Below are 17865 nucleotides of genomic sequence, written 5' to 3' on the forward strand. Positions count from 1 at the left end.
GCTGAGTAGGTCATCTTTTATATTTCTCTTTGCTTGGTTTAAAAGCATTGTACCTTTTCTATTTTGGACTGACTATACTACCTTCTATACTCTATATTGACCGTTTGTACCAAAAAATAATTATGATTAGTGACGTTTAGTTTTAAAAATTGCTATACTAACTTTATATGGCGTATAGTTAATATATATTGATCGTTTTTAAATAAAATAAATTTCGATGATAATAGCCAAAGTTTTACTTGTTTCTTATTAATAAATCGAAAGCTATTTGGATAATAGATCTTTATATGAAATGGTTAACTTATTCAGAAAGTACCGTAGGAACGACATAGCAAGTTACAGAGCTAATGCAAAACTATCTCCAAGATTAGCAGTATTTGAGAGTATAGTGCATTGACTTACTACTCTATTATTTTAACAGTAGATTTTTGTCGAAATATCATTGCGAAATTCTAGCAGTAGTCAAAGTACTAGAATTTTGTTTTATTATTAGAAGATGCTTTCAAAGCTATAATAGCAATATATAAAGCATGGTGACTTATGTGTTTAGATTTATCTAAAACTAATTTTATTCAAAATGGATACAATGAGCATCTATCGCTATATATTTTCTATTTATAATGGATTGTTCGGGCTGTTATTAGAAATTATATACTCTTTAGAGTTAATGATATTTTATACATAGATTTAATGGCCAATGAACGATTTGTTCTCCGCATGTTTTCACGAAAAACAATACCTCAATAGAGGCCACACTCTTATTTTATAGTTGGATTTATTATGAGCAAAAATAACGCAATTGATTTAGAAAATTTGAACGTAGATGAGTTACGTGCTATCACTGAAAACGCTCAACAACTTATCGCCAAAAAACAACATCAACGTTTGTATGATGCCTATATGCAGTTCGAGCAGATTGCAGAAGATAGCAATGCAACGATCGAAGAGATACTGAAAGCTGGTGAAAAGTTAGAGAAAAAACGCAGTATTAAATATCGCAATACTGATGATCATAGTGAAACTTGGACTGGCCGTGGCCGTAAGCCAACGTGGTTAGTTGAAGCGCTAGCAGCAGGTCGTGATATCGAAGATTTTGCTATTTAATTAGCTGTTTTCCTATAAAGTTAATTTCTGTGAGCCAGCTTGAAGTTGCTATTTATAATGGTGTATTTACAACCATTTAGCGATAGATATAGCTGCTTTCGAGAAAATAAAAGCCAGTATCTTTACTGCCAGTATTTTGGCAAAAAGATACTGGCTTTTTTTCTGTCATCTATATGCCATTGTTTGTTATGATAATGACGTTTTTGTCTTATATAAGAGTTGTACGACTGTGACCCAAGTATCTGAGTTTTCTCATAAACGTCCTCGTAAGCTCTGGTGGCTAGTGGGGTTTGTGTTGTTTGCGCTATTTGCAGTGTTGCAAATGCCAGCAGCATGGTTACTTGAGAAATACGCGCCAGATACGCCTTATGTCCAGCATGTATCTGGCAATGTATGGCAAGGTGCTGCCATTTGGCAGTTGCCTATGTCAACGACGTCGCTTACAGGTATGGCAGAATGGTCGTGGCAGCCTTGGCATTTACTCATAGGTAAGCTAGGTGCGGATGTTAATATCCACTCAGCACAGACACGTCTGAATGGGCAAGCTAAACTTGGGTTAAACTCATGGCAAGTTGACAACATGAGTGGGAAAATTGCACCTGAGACGCTAGCGAGTATGGTCAACTGGCAGCTGCCAAATACCCCTATTCAGGTAAATAATGTATCGCTAACGCGCCAGTCTGATAAAAGTGACGCATCTAATAGTGAGCCTGCTAAAGACGTTGGCGGATTTAGTGCAGCGGATGGTCAATTGACTTGGGTTGGCGGCGAGGTAGGCTATCCTAGTGGTGGCAAAGTTTTTTATATTACGATGCCGGCTCTAAGAGCCGAGCTTAGTACAGAGCAAAAAAACAATAGAGATTTGCTGCATATTAATTTATTAAACAATCAAGATAAGCGTTTGGGAGATCTGTATCTCGATAGCGATAATATGCTCGATGTCAGTCTAACGCAGCGCTTGCTAGAGAACATGCCTGAGTATAAAGGACAAGCCCCTCAAGATACACCAGTTGTCAGTGTGCGCCAGCCATTGCTAGCTGGTTTGGGGGCGAACTAAATGCTTAATATCGCCGCAAGCCTAAAACCTGTTATCAATACTCTCAATCGCTTTTCAGCTTGGCTATTATTGTTAGCCATTGCTTGGCTATGCTGGACAGCCGCCCGTCTTTTATGGTTATTACTAGCAGCACCTCTAGCGCCTGCATTGCCTTTAGCGCCTCTACAGAATAGTGCCAAATCCACCAAAGATTATAGCAGCTTATTTGCAATCTTCGCTGACCCCGATCCTATTACCGCAGCCGTGCAACCACCTCCCAACATTGAGCTAAAAGGCGTACTACTAGCCATACCTGAGAGCATGTCTTCCGCCTTATTGAATGTCAATGGCGAAGTCAAAAATTACCGCATCGGTGATGGGCTAAAAGACAGTGATTATATGCTCGTGGCTGTTGACTGGAATTCAGTCATTATCGCTGATGCTAACGATAAAGAAACCGTTATTAAAATGCCAGAGGCGATGCCATTAGACCAAAGTGATATGCTAGCAAGCGGAATAAGTAATCAGCGTTTGCCAAATAATAGCATGTTGCCTACAGCGCCCCAGCCAGTACAAAACGCTATTCCTGAGACAGAAGGGACAACTGGCGCAGACACTTCAAAAAGTCCACAGTCGGCTATCGAAGAAGCGGTTACGGCCTTGCAAGAAAACCCTGCCAGTTATCTAAGTAGAATGGGGGTGATGGCATCAGGTGAAAGTTACCAAGTCACAGCGGCGATGCCTGCTGGCCTACGTAATCGTTTAGGGCTTGAGCCAGGCGATAAGGTACTGACCGTCAACGGACAGAGCGTGGGTAATAACCCAGCGCAAGATGCTGGTGTACTTCAGCAAGTACAGCAAGCAGGTGAAGCGCAGATAGAGGTTCAACGTGGTGAGCAAGTTATTACGATTCGCCAGCAGTTCTAGCAAGGTAGGTTTTTAGCAAAATTGTTCCTTAAAAACTCAGCACATAGTAAGCAATATCACTGTAGGTAATCATCAATATGGTAAGTTTTCAGAATTTTTCAGCCACGCCTTTGTACCGTAGCCTGCAGCGTTTGATGCGCCTGTGTCGTCCACTTTGTCTGGCAGTGCCATTATGGGCTGCTGGTGTTGGTCTTGCCAATGCTGAGAGCTGGAAAGTCAATTTACAAGACGCTGATATCAAAGCCTTTATTAATGAAGTCGCGACCATCACAGATCAAAACTTTGTGCTTGATCCACGTATCAATGGCAATGTCACAGTCATCTCCAATAAAGCCCTGTCCCGTGATGAGATTTATCAGTTATTTCTGAGCGTGATGCAAGTGAATGGTATTGCCGCGATTGAATCAGGAACGACGACAAAACTGGTGCCAGATAATATTGCTAAGCAATCTGGTGTGGCGGTTGATTTACGCGGTGATAGTGTTGGCGAGTCGCTCGCCACTCGAGTTATTTATTTGACTAATACCCAAGCTGCAGAAGTATTAGGGGTTATTCGCCCATTGATGCCGCAGTCGGCTCACGCAGCAGCTGTACCTGGTGTCAATGCGCTAGTATTGTCCGATCGAGCAGACAGTCTTAATCAGCTGACAGCCCTTATTCGTGATTTAGACAGCAATGTGAATGACAGTTTGCAAGTGATACCACTACGTCACGTCGATGCCGAACGTATGATGGAGTTGATTAGCGCCTTAGTCTCAAGTGCGGGTAGTGGACAAGCACAAGGTGGCAACAATCAGTTAAAGGTGATTGCTGATACGTCGAGCGATAGACTGCTAGTCAAAGGCAGTCCTGAAATGATTGCTAAAGTCCAAGAAATGGTCAATCAATTGGATACTACGCCGACCAGACGTTTAAGTGGTCTCCGTGTTTTTCGATTAAAGTATGCTAGTGCTGGTCATATCGCCGATATGTTACGCGGCTTACTTGCTAATCAATCTATCAATAGTGCTGGCGCGACCTCGACACTAGAATCAGCGTCACTAAATGATGCAACTAGCACAGGCGCCGCAATTAATAATGCAGCTAGCGATAGCCTAGGTAGTAGCAGTGCAGCTGCTGTGTCGACTAGCAGCACAAGCGGAACAAGCACAGGGGTGGGCGGTCGTCCGTTTAGTATTATCGCTGACGAAACTCAAAATGCCGTTATCGTCAATGCCGCACCTGAGCTCATGTTTGAGATTGAAGACGCGGTCAACCAATTAGACAGTCGCCGCGCACAAGTATTGATTCAAGCCGCTATTGTTGAGGTGTCAGGCGATGATGCCACCCAGCTAGGCGTTCAATGGGCGCTAGGTAACGCTAATAGTGGGTATGGAGTGGTCAATTTCAATAATGTGGGAGCCAGCGCGACGACGCTTGCGGCGGCCGCTTTAGCAGGGACGAGTACGGCAGGTATCAGCGCTGCTGCCAGTTCTATCGCAGGTGCATTGATAGGCATTGGAGACAGTCGTAAAGACAGTCAGGGCAATACAGAGTTTTATGGTGCTATTTTGCAGGCGCTTGACTCATCTACCAGCGCCAATTTGCTATCCATGCCATCGATTTTGACATTGGATAATGAAAAAGCCAGTATCTTGGTTGGTCAAAACGTACCTTTTGTCACGGGTTCTTTTACCACCAGTGGCAATAATTCAAACAACCCATTTCAGACAATTGATCGTCAAGACATTGGTATTAATCTGAATGTCATTCCTCATATTGGTGACAATGGCACAGTACGATTAGAAGTGTCGCAAGAAGTCTCGTCAGTCGTGCCAGGCAGTACGGGTAATGCCAGTGGGCTAATCACCAATAAAAGCCTTATTAATACGACTATTCTAGCGGATGATCAGCAGACGATTGCCTTGGGCGGCCTGATGCGTGACAACACCACCACACGTCAACAGAAAGTTCCTGGACTGGGTAATGTTCCAGTTATCGGTAGACTCTTTCGTTCTGACAACGACAGCACCCAAAAGAGCAATTTGATTATCTTTTTACAGCCGACTATCTTACGTGATGGTGGCGCTGTAGCGAGTGTGACTGAACGCAAATTAAATCAAATGCGAGTGTTGCAGCTGGTCATTGATAAAAACGGCACGATTAAGCAATTACCATTGAGCGGCACTGAAGGTTGGAATGGTAATGTCAGTGCGGATTACGAACTCATGCCGCTTAATCCCCTTATCCCTAAACGCAATCAAGCGCCAAAATCTACTTCGCAAGGCTTTACGAGAGTAGATAGCCCTAATAGCGGTATCACGACCTATCCTCTTAATCGTTAAAATATTGGCCGTATATATAACGGTTAATATGATTTAACTGACATAAATTAATGTACGATGTGATAGATACTAGTTACATCGTACATTAGCTTGCGTATTCATAACACAGATAAACATAGACGCTTTCATATTTAGGTATATTGGTTACTAATAGAATAATGAGTTACGTATTATGTTTTCCACCATAGTAAAACAGAAGCTAAGATGACAAATTATAAGAATACAAAGAAGTTGTTTTTACTGAGTGTGGCTGCAACTGCGCTATTGCTCATCCCTAGACGCAGTAGTCGAAAGGACAATACGAAGACAGTAAACAACCATGAGACCGTATCTAAAGGTAATGATATCAATGATGCTTATGAAAATGCAGCTAAAAAATAGAAGCTAGTAATTAAAAAATAGAAGCTCAATAATGCGTCTATAGCAATATTCTTATATAAAAATACTAATATAGAAAAAATTGTTCAGTGTTTATTACTCAATTCTATGTTCTGAAAAGTCAGTTTTGGAGTTTATTGATGTGTGGCAACGAATCAGCGACTATGGCTGAGAGAATATACGCTAGAGAAGCTTTAAAAAATATCTATCCTCTTATAGATACGCATACACATTTTGATGCTCCAGTGTTCGATAATGATCGCAAACAACAGGTAGAGCAGGCTTATAGTCAAGGTATTCGTCACTTAGTGCTAGTAGGTTATTTATATCAGTATTTTGATCGAATGTACGATACTCAAGATTTCATCAATAAAATATCGCAGTCGTCTTTGACAAAGGCAAACCATCAAGATAAATGCTATGTTACAGCCCATATCGCGCTAGGTTTACACCCATTTTATATTGAGCAGCATACCGATGGTCATCTAATACAACTTGAGCAAATGATGATAGAACGTCGTCCGTTAGCCATTGGTGAGATTGGATTAGACACCTTTACCGATGCAATGAAGCAGCCTGATGTATTTGCTAAACAAAAAAGGTTCTTTGCGGCGCAGTTGGATATAGCAGTAGCTCATAGTCTGCCAGTAATGCTGCATATTCGTAAGACGCATGCTGAAGCGCTCGCAATATTAAAAGCGCATAAATACGATGCGCGTAAATTAGGTGGTATTGCCCATAGCTTTAGCGGTGGCGAACAAGAGGCGAAGGCTTTTGTAAAGTTGGGGTTTAAGCTTGGCGTTACTGGTCAGATAACCAATCCGAATGCTAAAAAACTGCGCCGTGCTATTCAAGTAGCAGTTGAGAGTCATGGCATCGAATGCTTGGTCATTGAGACGGATTGTCCAGATATGACACCTATTATGTGTCAGACAGCGGATGATACTGATTCACATAATAGAAATGTACCAGCCAATCTGCCATGGGTATTAGCAAGCTTGAGTGAGCTATTAGAAATACCACATGATAAACTTGCTAAGCAATTGTGGCAAAATAGCTGTGATGCTCTGAAAGTAGACTGGGCTTATTCAATGTAACTATGCTATTGATAAGAAAAGCATAGCGGTAATTAGAAGCTAAAAAGTATGAGCCGTATAAATGACAACCAAAATATTTGAAAAGAGAATTTGATCTGTTATGAGTGACACGCGACAATTTGAACAACCAGAATCCGTCGAAGACAGTCTTGCACAAGACGAATCGAGCCAACAAGATGAGCAGTACGATCGTCGTTTTCAAGGTACACGGACACTCTATGGTACCTCAGCGGTTGATACTTTTTCGGCAGCTCATGTCTACATTATTGGTGTAGGAGGAGTGGGCTCTTGGGCAGCAGAGGCGCTGGCTCGGACAGCAGTGGGAACGATTACGCTGATTGATTTGGATGTATTGGTTGCGTCTAATGTCAATCGCCAACTGCCTGCACTAGACAGCACGTTTGGACAAAGTAAAATTGAAGCAATGGCAGCTCGTATTAGAGAAATTAATCCCACAGTAACCTTGAATTTAGTCGATGACTTTTTGACAGTAGATAATGTCGCTACACTCTTACCAAGTCGTGAAGCAGTTAAATCTGCCAATGCTCAGGGGAAACCGATTGTTATTTTAGACTGTGTAGACGATATGAATGCGAAATTAGCAATTGCTTTACACTGTCGATTTAATAAACTAAAGTTGGTCTGTGCGGGCGGTGCAGGTGGTAAGATAGATCCAAGTCAGATTAGAGTAAGTGATTTGCGTGACTGTTATCAAGACCCACTACTTGCAAAGTTACGCAACAAGTTACGCCACGAAAAAGGCATTAATAGTGCTTTAAAAGAAAAATTTGGTATCAAATGTGTCTATTCGACAGAGCCACCGATTGTAGATAAAAGCTGTCAAACAGGCGGTTTACAGTGCGGTGGTTATGGCTCAGCAGTGGTCGTTACGTCAGTGGTGGCGATGATTATGGTGAGTGAAGCATTACAATTATTAATAAGACAGACGAGTCGTAACTAATGTGTCTGATATTATTTAATGGAGTTTACCTTGTCTATATCTAACTCGTCCAAGCAGAGCTACCCTGTCGCGGTAGATGAATTAGAACGTGTCAACAAGCTAAAGAAGTACCAGGTACTCAACGAAGATGATGAGCCTGCGTTCGATCGACTAGTTGCACTTGCAAAACTGTTCTTTGATGTGCCTGTAGTCACCATTACTTTTATGGACGAGGAAACCCAATATCTAAAACCAGCTTGTAAATTTGACAATGAATCTGACAGTATATGCACGACATCACGTGATATTGCTTTTTGTAACTATACGATACTGTCTGATGACGTTTTCGTAGTGTCAGATACTTGGAAAGACGATCGTTTTAGTCAGAATCCTATGGTCACAGGATCTCCATATTTACGATTTTATGTTGGTGCTCCTATTATCTTATATGAAGACAATAAAAGGTATCGTCTAGGTACTTTATGCCTTATGGATACAAAGCCTAATCATAGTTTTAATGAACAACAATCAGAGATCTTGGCAGAGTTTGCCAAAATGGCAGCTGATGCTTTGCAATTACAGGATAAACAACGTGATGCTAAGCGTGCTAATGAGATGAAATCGAGCTTTTTGGCTAATATGAGTCATGAAATTCGCACACCGATGAACGGTATTATCGGTATGGTAGAGATGTTAGGCGATACCGAACTCAGTAGCGAACAACGTGACTATGTTGATAACATCAAAGTCTCCAATGAGCATTTGATGGTCATTATTAATGGTATTTTAGACTTATCGAAAGTCGAGTCTGGAAAAATGACAATTGATTCTATTCCATTGAATTTATCTAGCTTATGCAATGAGGTCGTCAGTTTATTTGCGATTAAGGCACGTCAAAGAGGTGTAATTTTAGATTACCATTATACTGAAACGCTCTCACCTTATGTAAACGGCGACCCTGTACGTCTAAAGCAGATTATTGCAAACTTGGTCAATAATGCGATTAAGTTCACGCGTGAAAGTGGTCAGGTAAGCATCGATGTCAAACATATGGACAATTGCTATTGTCCAGATAACATCGATAAAAAATTCGTGAGTACGAGTCAAGAAAAAGAAGCAAGCAAAATAGAATGCGATGAAACTGGTCAGAATATAACTTTGTGTATAGAAGTGAAAGATACGGGTGTTGGTATCAAAGAAGAGTCGTTAGAGGCGATATTTGACGCTTATGACCAAGCGAATAAATTTACTCATCGTATTTATGGTGGTACTGGACTTGGACTATCTGTTTGTAAGTCTCTAGTCGATTTGATGGGTGGTTACATTCATGTAAATAGTGAAGTAGGAGTCGGTACGACATTTAGTGTTTTATTACCGTTAACTACTATTGATGAAGACAAGTATGAGACATGGCAAGACTCTAACGATACGACCATAATTGAACCTACGCATGAGCGGTCTGGGCATATCTTGTTGGTCGAGGATGATGCTGTCAACGCGATTATAGCCAAAAAATCCCTAACCAGCAGCGGACATACCGTCACCCATGTTACAGATGGTCAGCAAGCAATTGAGGCTTTTGCTTTATTCCCTGATCGTTATGATGTGATATTGATGGATCATCATATGCCGATTATGGATGGAGTACAGGCGACTATTAAATTGCATGAATTATATGACCCCCAAGTACTACCGCCCATTATCGCTTTGACTGCCAATGCAATGGACGGCGAGCGTGAGAAATATCTGAAAGTTGGTATGCAGGACTACTGCACCAAACCTTTTAAGCAAGAGCAGTTAAATGCCTTGGTACAGTATTGGCTGATACAAAAGCAATCATTGGAAGAAGAGTGATTTGCTAGATATTAGTGGTAGTGATTAGTATTTTAATGTAACTATGATCGATAAATATAAAAAAAGCTTAACCGCCTATATGGTGGTTAAGCTTTTTTATTGATGATAAAGATATCAGTAAATATCAACTACCAGTCATGTTTAGAGCGATATTAGTTCACGCGAGTTTGGTAGTCGCCAGTACGCGTATCAACACGTACCACTTCACCTTGTTGCACAAATAATGGTACACGTACAACGGCACCTGTCTCTAATTTAGCAGGTTTGCCACCACCGCCTGAAGTATCGCCGCGTACGCCAGGATCTGTTTCTGTGATTTCTAACTCAACGAAGTTAGGCGGCGTGACTGACAGAGGAGCACCATTAAATAACGTAATGGTACATAGAGCATTACTGTTTTCTTTTAACCACTTGATTGAATCACTCATTGCGTTTTTGTCCGCTTGAATCTGCTCAAAGCTCTCAGGATGCATAAAATGCCAAAACTCGCCATCGTTATATAGATAGTTCATTTCAGTATCCATCACATCAGCAGCTTCTAAGCTGTCACCTGACTTGAAAGTTTGTTCCAGTACTTTGCCACTACGAAGATTGCGCAACTTAACACGGTTAAAGGCTTGACCTTTACCAGGCTTGACAAACTCGTTTTCAAGAATGGCACAAGGGTTGCCATCAAGCATCACTTTTAGACCAGCTTTAAATTCATTAGTAGAAAAACTTGCCACAAGAAACTCCTAGGGGTTGTAAATATAATAGTAAGACATAGGGCTGACTGTACCAAAATTTTCTGTTATGCCAAGTATTTACGGATTAACGAGGATACTTTGATAGGCTAGACACTAAGGGCGTATAATATCGGATTTTGGGCACAGGTAATAGGCTGTCATGATAAACCATTTAATCACACAAAAAAACTGGCAAACGCAATTATCGGAAGCTATTACATCTGTTGATGAGCTATTGAGTATCCTACAGCTTGAATCAATGCGTGCAGAAGTTTACGTACCTAAGCATTTTGAACTGCGTGTGCCGCGTGGCTTTGTGGCAAAAATGGCTATTGGCGACCGTAATGATCCCCTGCTTAAACAAGTGTTGCCAGACCAGCAAGAGCAAATCAACGTCACAGGCTACGTAGCAGATCCGCTAAGCGAAAACACTCAAAATCCTGTAAAAGGCTTGCTGCATAAATATCAGTCAAGAGTATTGTTAACGATTACGGGTGCGTGCGCTATTCACTGCCGTTACTGCTTTCGCCAGCATTTTGACTATAGTGCCAACATGCCAACTGCCGATGCAAAAGAAAATATCATCAACTATATTAATGCAAATCCTGAGGTCAATGAGGTAATTTTGAGTGGTGGTGATCCACTAAATGTGACCAATCGACGTTTGTTTTCATGGTTAGATACTTTGGAGTCTCTTCCGCAGATTACTACCATTCGATTGCATACGCGTTTGCCATTGGTGATACCTGCACGCTTGGACGCTGCATTGTTAGAGAGGTTATCTCAAAGCCGCTGCCATATTGTCATGGTCATTCACTGTAATCATGCCAATGAGCTAGATGCACCAACTGCTGAGTATTTGCAACGTGCTAGAGCAGCTGGAGTTACGCTATTAAACCAAGCCGTGTTGTTAAAAGGTGTCAACGATACCCTTAACGCGCAAGTACAGCTTAGTCAGCGTTTGTTTGCTTCTGGCGTACTACCATATTATTTACATGTGTTGGACAAGGTGGCTGGTGCGGCGCATTTCGATAGTAGTGAGCAAGCAGCGATTGAGCTTTATTGGTCATTGCTAGCATCATTGCCAGGCTATCTTGTCCCTAAGTCGGTTAGAGAGTTACCTAATAAACCTTTTAAAGTGCCGATTGATATTTACAGCAATAGCTAATGTAGGGCACTATATCAATTTAGGAGAATTAGTAAACAAAGAGCGGCTCTTAAAAAAAGATGCGGATAGTATCTTTAGAAACTAAAATCTAGGATTTATGCTTTTTTATAAGTATAAATAGATATATGATTGGAACAGAATATAGACTGTCAGTATGTAATCTAACTAAAAAGCATATAACGTTAAATACAAAACTTTGCCAGTATGTAGGTATTGTCAGAGCGTACTGCTAGATTTAGGCTCACAATAAATAGATATCATCACTTTTCTATAGTCGAGCTTCACAAACATTTTTTATGCCATACATGTATTTGTACTGCTGCATATTACTGATTGCCTCAGAGTGACTAATAGAGAGTAAAGATACTGATGATAACGTTATCAATGCTTCAAGAGCATTTAGATTCTACAGAGCCACTACCTCCGCTATCTAATCGCTCAGTAAATGGTCAAGAACGTTACTTGTTAAAAATGTTGGCAACGCTACCGGCGCTCAGCCAAGAGCAGCAAACAGAACATTTAGAGAGTCTACTGACAGTATTACGTGAATCCAATATGGATGAACAACAGCGTCTTAAATTAATGGCAACAGTCGTTGATGCCTCAGACCGACTGATTGCAGCTTTTAGGCAGCACTATATCTATGAGACAGGCGCGCTTAGTCAGGATCAGATGTCTTATATCGCTCAAATGCAATCGCTACATTATTTAATTATCATGGTTTACGACAAAGTCATACGTCGTGAGACGCAGTTGTCAGAAGCCTCCCTAAACCAATCTTCTGGTAAAGGTTGGCAGCGTTTTTTTGGTGCTGAAACTAAACCTGATAGCACGCTTGCCATTGCGATTTATCAATCACTATTAAGATACCAAAAACTATTAGCAGAAGAAGCACTGTGCTATCGAAAGCCATCAGATTACCTGTGGTCTAAAGTCAATCAGTTATATTATCTGGCTCATCAGAGAAAAGTAGCTGATATTGATTTAAGCATACATACTGTCACGAACCAAACAAACAGTATTCATCAGCTATATTGCCAAATTTGTTTGCATCACTTGTTAAATTTGCGTGCTATGAGGCGCCCGAATATCTTACTCGTACAGCGTCTACTACCTGAATGGGCTAAGCACATGGTCGCGACAATGGAGCCTGCTACCGAGACAAAGGTTTTTGTTGATCTTCATAGCAGTAATCCACCAAGCTATCTGACTGTCAACTCTCATATCAACCCCTATGAAGATCATCATGACTGTCTATTTATAGAACTGACACCAATAGTTGAATATTTTGAGTCACGTAAAAAAGCCTTTATCGAAGAAGGTGGCACAGCAGAATATAGTTTGCTTAATGCTATTTCGATGACCATCAGCTACCGCTATTTGCAGCCGCCACTTATCTTACCAACCAAATATACTAGCAAGCAGCAGGCAAAATTAATCACCAATTTTAATGATATACACTACCATGTAGGTCATTCAAAAACTTTTGCCAATTTGATCGCTATCAAACATCTACGAGAAGAAGACAGGCCTTTATACGATACATTTGATAGCGAGCGTGGCCGCAGTAGCGTTATAAACATTGAGACATTTGACGACTATGACAGTTCTTCAGCATATCGTACACTGCATTTATTGCCAAAAGCTGGTGAACACAATAAGAATGTTGCCGACGAAATCATTCTCAATAAAGAAGAGCTTATTGTAGAAAAAACTGTCCCTGATCTTTCTATAACAGCACCTCAACCTTTACACATTATGAGCCTGATTTTGGTCTATGGCTCTGAAACCACAGAACAACCTAATTGGTCAATAGGGATGGTACGCTGGTTCAATGTAGATACCAAAAATCCAGAAGTAGAATGGCAAGTACTTGGGCACAAAATTGTGGCATGTGGACTGCGTTTGGAAGGTAATCAAAAACGAAGTCGACATTTTGTACCAGCATTTATCCTTGGAAAAGATGAAAAGCTGAACACTACTGGCACGTTGATAGTGCCACCTTCTTACTTTCAAGCTGATGATAGAGTCGTCATGCGTATTGGTAATAAACAAACCACTCTACGATTAGGACGCAGGCTAATGATGACTGATAAGTTTAGTCAATATGAGGTGGCGCAGTTATAGCGCTTAGAGGTACTTAGATGCGACAAGTATTTCAGGCCATAACGGAGAGTTTATACAGATTTTCGTCAGTAATATAGTAGGCGACAAAGGGCATAAGTTAATCTGCAGTTGGTCTAATTATTGTCTATAATGATAAATATGGTTACTCTGACTTTTATGATATCTCTAACTATAAAATAATTATCATAGTGAAAACTCAGTCTATACTGATAGGGTTAATAGAATATTAACGCTAGCATGTTTTATGTGCTAGGTTAGTTTTAGGCAAAGATGTAAAGTAACAAAATAAAAGATAACAATACGTACGACTAAAAGGCTCCTTATGCGCTCTCAATCTCTTTTAAATTTGTTGGTGATCAATGATGATCAGCTCTATGCTGAACGTCTTGTTCAGTTATTGAGTCCTTATTATGATAGTGTGAATTTGGGGTTTTTGGACGATAAAGAAGAGCTATTAAAACTTCTGCGCCAACCGTGGGATGTACTGGTATTTGGCAAAGCTTATAATATGAGCTTTACAGATGTGGTAAGCATCGTACAAGAGCAAAATATCGATCTGCCAATGATCTGTTTAATGAATGAAGAGATAGCGTCGACGGCCTACAATGAGTATGAGCTACCGACTGTGATTAGTGGCACGATGATCAAAGCGCTTGAAATGGATCAAGAGATGCCAGTCGTCATGGCCATTTGTCTACAGCATAGTAGTTTGCGCAGTCGTCGTGAGCTAAAAACTTTACGTCAAGTGCTTTCTGAAGCAGAACAACGTGCTAATGTGCTGATTAAGAACTCCAAGAGCGCGGTTGCTTATATTGATGAAGGGATTCATATCTTTGCTAATGATCCCTATCTCCAATTATTCGGTTTCAAATCAATGAATGAAGCGGTAGGCGTGCCTATTATTGATCTGATTTCGGGTGGTGATAGTGTCAAAGGATTTAAACAGTTTTTACGTCAGTTTGACAAAGGCAGTCGCCAAGACGTTGAGTTTAATTTTGAAAGTGTGCGAACAGATGGCAGCACTTTTGAAGCAAAGTTACAATTGGCATCGGCAACATTAGAAGGTGAGCCAGTCACTCAGATTATTATTCAACAAAACAATAGTAATAGTGCAGAGGTTGCCAAGCGTTTAGCGGAAGCTGAACGTAAAGATAATTTAACTGGCTTAGATAATCGTCGTGGTTTTGAAGATCAGATGATATCAATACATCAGCAGGCGACGCAAGGACTAATGACCGCAGCCCTGCTATATGTACAGGTTGATAATGTAGGAAAAATAAGAAGTAGTTTGGGTCTACAAGGAATAGATGCAACGGTCAAACAAGTTGCCCACACGTTGACTGAGCTAGTACCTGATGGACATGTGAGCCGTTTTAGCGATACTGCATTCACGATATTAGTAAAAAACAAGACGACGAATGATCTTAAAGAGCTTGCTGCGCATATCGGTTCGTCAATCAAGGGTATGTTTATTGAAGTTGATAAACGTACAACGAATACAACAGTTAGCATTGCTATTGTCAAAATTGAAAAAAATACGGTAGAGCCTGTTATCATATTAGAACGCGCCATGGACGCTATCAGCCAAATCATGGTAGAGACTTCTAATAGTGGTGGATCTTATCGTATATATGACCCAAGCGAACATGCCAATAGCGATGATCATGCACTTGCTGAATTGTTAGTGGATGCCATTACTAATAACCGCTTTGAGCTATCATTTCAGCCAATATATGACATCAATAACGATCGTAGCGACTTCTTTGAAGTGTATCTACGGTTACCTTTGTCAGATGCTGACAATACGGTATTAACCCCTGATCAATTTATGGCGGTGGCTAAAAAACATCAACTGTTAGAAAAGATTGATCGATGGGTGCTTATCAATGCCTGTAAGAAAATCAACGATGTCCGCAAAGTTCATCCTGAAGCCAAATTGTTAGTACAATTAACCAATGCTTCACTGGTTGATAAAAAACTGCCGATCGTTGCCAGTCAATTAATAAAAGCAGTAGGCGGTGCAGCTGGTGTATTGACACTCCAGTTCAATGAAATAGATATCTCTGATCACTTAACCGTCGCAAAATCTCAATTTTCCGCGCTTAACGATGTTAGCTGTCAAATAGGCATCAATAATTTTGGCTCTTCCGTCAAATCTATTGAAATTGCCAATTTTGTCCAGCCTGATATGGTACGCTTGGCGCGCAGTTATATCCAAGATATTGGTGCAGCAGAAAATCTAGAGACGGTTAAGTCTCTTATTACGCGTACTAATGACATAAAGGTCGATGTGCTTATGCCTTATATCGAAGATGCAGCAACGATGTCAGTCGCTTGGAGTGTGGGGGCGCGCTATTTGCAAGGGTATTATTTAGAAGAGCCTAGTAGCACGATAAAGGTAGCGAGTTAAAAGGCCAATACATCATATCGTTTATGTTATGGCGATGATATTCCTCAACCAAAGATTGCTAAAAATGTCCCTTATCAGTAGATATCAAATGAGCAGCCTTTTGGCTGCTGTTCTGTTGCTCACAGCTTGTGAGAAAACACCACCTGACCACCGCGCTCCTGTGATTCTGCCCTTATATACCGACGGGGATGCGGACAACGGCTCAATAATTTATAAAGATGCTTGCGGTCAATGCCATCAACGTAATGCAGGTCTGAATAAAAAAGGCCCACAATTAATGAATATATATGGTGCGCCGGCTGCCGAGTTAAAAGACTATACCTACAGCAAAGGGCTAGAAGATTCAGGTTGGGTATGGGATGCAGAGACACTCGATCCATACATTGCAGATGCCCAAAAAGCCATGCCAGACTCCAAAATGCTGTCTGACCCGATGCCAGATGCGAAAGAGCGTGCCGATATCATTGCTTATTTATCTACGCTCCGTGCCGCTGCACCAACCGTTACAGATGATGTGAACTGACTTATCATCGTTATGACCTAAAAAATGAGCCAATAACCTACTATGACCCATGCAGCTAACGATAGATCATTATCTACCTCTCATATAACAGCGAATCCGCTTAGCCAGTCCATCCCTAGTACGGCTGATTTTCAACGCAATCAGCAGCAAATTGCACAGCTGTTAGCGCAATTAAATCAGATTGTATTGGACAAGCCGCAAGCAGTTAGGCTAGCACTCAGTTGTATCTTAGCAGGTGGTCATTTGTTATTGCAGGACTTGCCTGGTATGGGTAAGACGACTTTGGCACAGGGCTTGGCACAGTTATTAGGTTTAAGCTTTAGCCGAGTGCAATTTACCAATGATATGTTGCCTGCTGATATTTTAGGTATGAGCATCTACGACCAAAGTAAACAGCAATTTGAGTTTCGTCCGGGCCCTGTCTTCACTCAGTTATTACTTGCTGATGAAATCAACCGTTCCAGTCCCAAAACGCAGAGTGCGTTACTTGAAGCGATGGAAGAGCGACAAGTCACGCAAGATGGCCAGACTTATCCTTTGCCGCAGCCGTTCTTTGTGATTGCCACCCAAAATCCATTGCAACAAGCAGGTGTCTATCCGCTCCCAGAGTCGCAGTTAGACAGATTTTTATTATGCTTATCATTGGGTTATCCATCGCCTGCCGCAGAGCGTGAGCTGCTAAAAGGTAAAGATCGTCGCGAGCTACTCAAAGATTTGGATACGGTGCTTGATACTGAAGCTGTACTATTGGCTCAGCAGGGTGTCAGGCAAGTTTATGTAGCAGATACAGTATTGGATTATCTGCAAAGGTTGGTTGCAAAAACTCGTGCAAGCCAAGAGTATCATGGCTTATCGCCTCGCGGCATATTGTCACTACAACGTGCTGCCCAAGCGCATGCCTATGTATCGGGATATATGGAAGTGACCCCTGAAGATATCCAAGCGGTGTTTGCTGCGGTCACTGATCATCGCCTCGGTCAGCGTTTCGTACCCGCGCATGTGACTGGCGGGCAAGCGACAAAAACCATCGCCCAACGTATTCTAGCAGAAGTGTCGGTTATCGCTTAGCAGCGGATGTCCGCCATTTAGCAGTGGTTTGATACATAGTCAAAGGCATATAACTCAGACACGATATCAGGCTTACTCAGCCTACTATGCGTGGTGCGTTTACTCGCTTTGTCTGTATCTAAATTATCTAGAATCGACTATTTCGTTCTATTCCCGAATCTGTCAGTCACATACCGACAGCATC

The 17865-nt window shown here is 41.3% G+C and carries 14 protein-coding genes; 13 read left to right on the forward strand and 1 reads right to left on the reverse strand.

Annotated elements, in window-relative coordinates; translation table 11 throughout:
* The first annotated feature begins 780 nt into the window (after positions 1–780).
* The 8 genes from QO187_RS09890 (at position 781) to QO187_RS09925 (ending at position 9660) form a co-directional block, all read left to right on the forward strand.
* Positions 781–1104: an H-NS family nucleoid-associated regulatory protein gene (locus QO187_RS09890; RefSeq protein WP_101204384.1), complete on the forward strand. Its 324-nt coding sequence runs from the start codon at positions 781–783 to the stop codon at positions 1102–1104.
* Between the two features lie 229 nt (positions 1105–1333).
* Positions 1334–2161 carry a type II secretion system protein N gene (gspN, locus tag QO187_RS09895; RefSeq protein ID WP_371548225.1) on the forward strand — a complete coding sequence of 276 codons (828 nt, stop codon included), beginning with the start codon at positions 1334–1336 and terminating at the stop codon, positions 2159–2161.
* Positions 2162–3067 carry a type II secretion system protein N gene (locus QO187_RS09900; protein WP_371548227.1) on the forward strand — a complete coding sequence of 302 codons (906 nt, stop codon included), beginning with the start codon at positions 2162–2164 and terminating at the stop codon, positions 3065–3067. It begins immediately after the preceding gene.
* A 77-nt stretch (positions 3068–3144) separates the two neighbouring features.
* Entirely contained in the window at positions 3145–5391 is a 2247-nt protein-coding gene (gspD, locus tag QO187_RS09905; RefSeq protein WP_371548229.1) for a type II secretion system secretin GspD, read from the forward strand.
* A gap of 204 nt (positions 5392–5595) precedes the next feature.
* Positions 5596–5772, forward strand: coding sequence for a hypothetical protein (locus tag QO187_RS09910; protein WP_371548230.1), 177 nt, complete (start codon positions 5596–5598; stop codon positions 5770–5772).
* A 161-nt stretch (positions 5773–5933) separates the two neighbouring features.
* On the forward strand, positions 5934–6866 hold the full coding sequence (locus QO187_RS09915) for a TatD family hydrolase (protein ID WP_371548260.1): 933 nt from the start codon (positions 5934–5936) through the stop codon (positions 6864–6866).
* Positions 6867–6966: 100 nt separating this feature from the next.
* Positions 6967–7827 carry a ThiF family adenylyltransferase gene (locus QO187_RS09920; protein WP_102093835.1) on the forward strand — a complete coding sequence of 287 codons (861 nt, stop codon included), beginning with the start codon at positions 6967–6969 and terminating at the stop codon, positions 7825–7827.
* Between the two features lie 30 nt (positions 7828–7857).
* Positions 7858–9660 carry a GAF domain-containing hybrid sensor histidine kinase/response regulator gene (locus QO187_RS09925; protein ID WP_228153203.1) on the forward strand — a complete coding sequence of 601 codons (1803 nt, stop codon included), beginning with the start codon at positions 7858–7860 and terminating at the stop codon, positions 9658–9660.
* A 152-nt stretch (positions 9661–9812) separates the two neighbouring features.
* Here the strand turns inward: QO187_RS09925 and efp are convergent, their stop codons facing one another.
* Positions 9813–10385, reverse strand: coding sequence for an elongation factor P (efp, locus tag QO187_RS09930; RefSeq protein ID WP_057761310.1), 573 nt, complete (start codon positions 10383–10385; stop codon positions 9813–9815).
* A gap of 160 nt (positions 10386–10545) precedes the next feature.
* Here efp and epmB point away from each other — a divergent pair, with 160 nt between their 5' ends.
* The 5 genes from epmB to QO187_RS09955 all read left to right on the forward strand — a co-directional run bounded on the left by epmB (position 10546) and on the right by QO187_RS09955 (position 17681).
* A complete protein-coding gene (gene epmB, locus QO187_RS09935) occupies positions 10546–11553 on the forward strand; it encodes an EF-P beta-lysylation protein EpmB (RefSeq protein WP_371548233.1) in 1008 nt (335 codons plus the stop codon).
* Positions 11554–11922: 369 nt separating this feature from the next.
* Positions 11923–13680 carry a hypothetical protein gene (locus tag QO187_RS09940; protein ID WP_371548235.1) on the forward strand — a complete coding sequence of 586 codons (1758 nt, stop codon included), beginning with the start codon at positions 11923–11925 and terminating at the stop codon, positions 13678–13680.
* Between the two features lie 322 nt (positions 13681–14002).
* On the forward strand, positions 14003–16090 hold the full coding sequence (locus tag QO187_RS09945; RefSeq protein ID WP_371548236.1) for an EAL domain-containing protein: 2088 nt from the start codon (positions 14003–14005) through the stop codon (positions 16088–16090).
* A gap of 100 nt (positions 16091–16190) precedes the next feature.
* The gene (locus tag QO187_RS09950; RefSeq protein ID WP_228153204.1) at positions 16191–16613 is read left to right on the forward strand and encodes a cytochrome c family protein; all 423 of its coding nucleotides are present in this window, start codon (positions 16191–16193) and stop codon (positions 16611–16613) included.
* 42 nt (positions 16614–16655) lie between these two features.
* Positions 16656–17681 (forward strand): MoxR family ATPase, encoded by a 1026-nt coding sequence (locus QO187_RS09955; RefSeq protein WP_102093844.1) that lies wholly within the window; start codon positions 16656–16658, stop codon positions 17679–17681.
* The last annotated feature ends 184 nt before the right edge of the window (positions 17682–17865 follow it).

It is taken from the genome of Psychrobacter sp. Arc9 (assembly GCF_041431295.1).
Classification (GTDB): Bacteria; Pseudomonadota; Gammaproteobacteria; order Pseudomonadales; family Moraxellaceae; genus Psychrobacter.